This is a genomic window from Dialister sp. (assembly GCF_051885895.1).
Lineage (GTDB): Bacteria > Bacillota > Negativicutes > Veillonellales > Dialisteraceae > Dialister.
In genome coordinates this window covers 1-2648 of record NZ_JBJEXP010000037.1, presented here as the reverse complement: position 1 = coordinate 2648, position 2648 = coordinate 1, and the positions used below count along the sequence as shown (strand labels likewise).

The window sequence follows — 2648 nt, the reverse complement described above, 5'->3', positions numbered from 1 at the left end:
CAGGCCTGCTGCTCTGTCGGCTTCCTTTCCGACTCCTTATGCATCAGGAGCCCATGTGTCTTTCGCTTTACATCTTCTTTATTCATGATGTATACTAAATCTGTATACAGATGTTCCGTATTTAAGGAAGGGATGAGACTTATGAAGATTGCCATTGCCAGCGATCATGGCGGATTTGAACTGAAAGCATCTTTGAAGAAACATCTTGATGAAGAAAAGATCGAATACATTGACTGTGGTACTGATTCTGAGGAGTCCTGTGATTATCCTGATTTTGCAGAGAAAGCCTGCCGTCTGGTGCAGAAGGGGGAGGTTACTTATGCCTGTCTGATCTGCGGTACCGGTATCGGTATGTGCATTGCTGCAAACAAGATGAAGGGCATTCGGGCAGCGCTTTGCGGCGACACGTTTTCTGCCCATTTCACCAGAGCTCATAATGATGCCAATGTGATTACCATGGGAGCCCGGGTTATCGGACCTGGTCTGGCAGAGTTTATTCTGGATGAATTTCTGAAGACACCTTTTGAAGGGGGACGTCATGCCAGAAGAATTGGCAAAATTGCCAAAATAGAAGAGGAAGAGTCTCATGTATGAAGATTTAAAAAAACAGGCAGCAGATGCTTTTGAAGAGCTGATCAGCCTTTCTGATTTCCATGAGGGAAGTCTCATCGTTATCGGCGGATCTTCCAGTGAAATCCGGGGTGGACATATCGGTAAGGACAGCTCCTATGAAGTAGGCACCGCGGTAGTGGAAACACTGATGGAACTGGCGGAAAAACATCATCTCCGCCTGGCTTTTCAATGCTGTGAGCATCTGAATCGTGCATTGATTGTAGAAAGAGAGACCGCTGAAAAATTCGGCTATGAAATTGTTACAGTTGTTCCCTGGCTTCACGGCGGCGGCGCCTTTGCTACCAATGCATACTATCATTTCAGGGATCCTGTGGCTGTAGAGGAAATCAAAGCGGATGGGGGACTGGATATCGGTCTTACCATGATCGGCATGCACTTGAAACGGGTAGCTGTGCCTATTCATCTCGCCCATAACCGGGTAGGCAGCGCAATTGTTACCGGCGCCCGCACCAGGCCGCCTCTCATCGGCGGTGAAAGGGCCCGCTATATAAAAGATGACAACAAAGGCGCTTTCTGATATAATGGCATAAAGACTCAATGAAGAGGTTTGAAACGGGAGAGGCCCTGCAGGCTCCCTCCTGTTTTAAACCTCTTTTCTGTTATGAGTTCTGATGTTCTGATGTTTTGGTACCGTGCTTATGGTACAATGAAACTGTTGATATCTGGAAATTTTTTCAGTTATCCGGGAAAGCAGTGAAGTCGGAAACCGATGCAGTTACTGTTTTTCCAATAGATTTGGGAGTGTGCCGAACCGATTATCGGAACGGCAGGTTTGCAGGAAGGGAGTTTATTGTATGAACCATTTAAAAGATGACAAGCCAGTGTATGAAGCCATTCAGGAAGAACTGAACAGACAGAGAAACAAGCTGGAAATGATTGCTTCTGAAAATATCGTAAGCTACGCTGTAATGGAAGCCCAGGGCAGCGTGCTGACCAATAAATACGCTGAAGGCTATCCGGGCAAGAGATACTACGGCGGCTGTGAATTTGTTGATAAAGTGGAACAGCTGGCTATTGATCGGGCGAAAGAACTGTTCGGCGCTGAACATGTCAACGTACAGCCTCATTCCGGCTCTCAGGCAAACTTTGCCGTATATTATGGACTTTTAAAACCGGGAGATACCATGATGGGCATGAATCTGACCGATGGTGGTCACCTGTCCCATGGCAGCCCCGTCAATATTTCCGGCAACTATTTCAATGTAGTTCCCTACGGCGTTCGCAAAGATGATGAACTTCTGGATTATGAAGCCATGGAAAAAATTGCCAAGGAAGTGCATCCGAAACTGATTATCGGCGGCACCAGTGCTTATTCCAGAATTATTGACTTTGAGAGAATGGCTGCCATTGCCCACGAAGTAGGAGCCCTCTTCATGGTGGATATGGCTCACTTTGCAGGCCTCGTGGCAGGCGGTGAATATCCGAGTCCTGTGCCTTATGCAGATATCGTGACCACCACTACCCATAAGACCCTTCGCGGACCAAGAGGCGGCATCATCATGTGCCGTGAAAAATATGCCAAAGCTATCGATAAGGCTGTATTCCCCGGCATGCAGGGCGGTCCTCTTATGCATGTCATTGCTGCCAAGGCTGTAGCTTTCGGCGAAGACCTTTCTGATGATTTCAAACAGTATGCAAAACAGATCAAGAAAAATGAAAAGGTTCTTTCTGATGAACTGCAGAAACAGGGCATTCGCGTTGTTTCCGGCGGCACCGATACTCATGTTCTCCTGGCTGATATGAAAGCTATCGGCATTACGGGTAAGGTAGCCCAGAATGTACTGGATGAAATCGGTATCACTGCCAATAGAAATACCATTCCTTTCGAAACACTCTCTCCCTTCGTTACCAGCGGTATTCGTCTCGGTTCCCCGGCTCTTACCACCAGAGGCCTCAAAGAAGACGACTTCAAAGAAATCGCCGACATCATTGCCACTGTGGTAAAGAATCCGGAAGATGCTGCTATTAAATCTGCCTGCGCAGACAGAGTAGCTGCTCTCTGCAAAAAATATCCG

The 2648-nt window shown here is 47.3% G+C and carries 3 protein-coding genes; all 3 read left to right on the top strand.

What is annotated here, in order from left to right:
• Positions 1 to 141: 141 nt before the first annotated feature.
• Positions 142 to 594 (top strand): ribose 5-phosphate isomerase B, encoded by a 453-nt coding sequence (gene rpiB / locus ACI4N7_RS03600; RefSeq protein ID WP_439731996.1) that lies wholly within the window; start codon positions 142 to 144, stop codon positions 592 to 594.
• Complete coding sequence (locus ACI4N7_RS03595; RefSeq protein ID WP_439731995.1) at positions 587 to 1150, top strand: TIGR01440 family protein; 564 nt, start codon at positions 587 to 589, stop codon at positions 1148 to 1150. The genes rpiB and ACI4N7_RS03595 overlap by 8 nt, the downstream gene beginning before the upstream one ends.
• A gap of 277 nt (positions 1151 to 1427) precedes the next feature.
• A partial coding sequence (glyA, locus tag ACI4N7_RS03590) for a serine hydroxymethyltransferase (RefSeq protein WP_439731994.1) occupies positions 1428 to 2648 on the top strand: 1221 nt, incomplete at its 3' end.

Bases quoted from the DNA above. Each gene is read 5' to 3' on its own strand.
- rpiB (WP_439731996.1), top strand. From the start codon at position 142: ATGAAGATTGCCATTGCCAGCGATCATGGCGGATTTGAACTGAAAGCA.
- ACI4N7_RS03595 (WP_439731995.1), top strand. From the start codon at position 587: ATGTATGAAGATTTAAAAAAACAGGCAGCAGATGCTTTTGAAGAGCTG.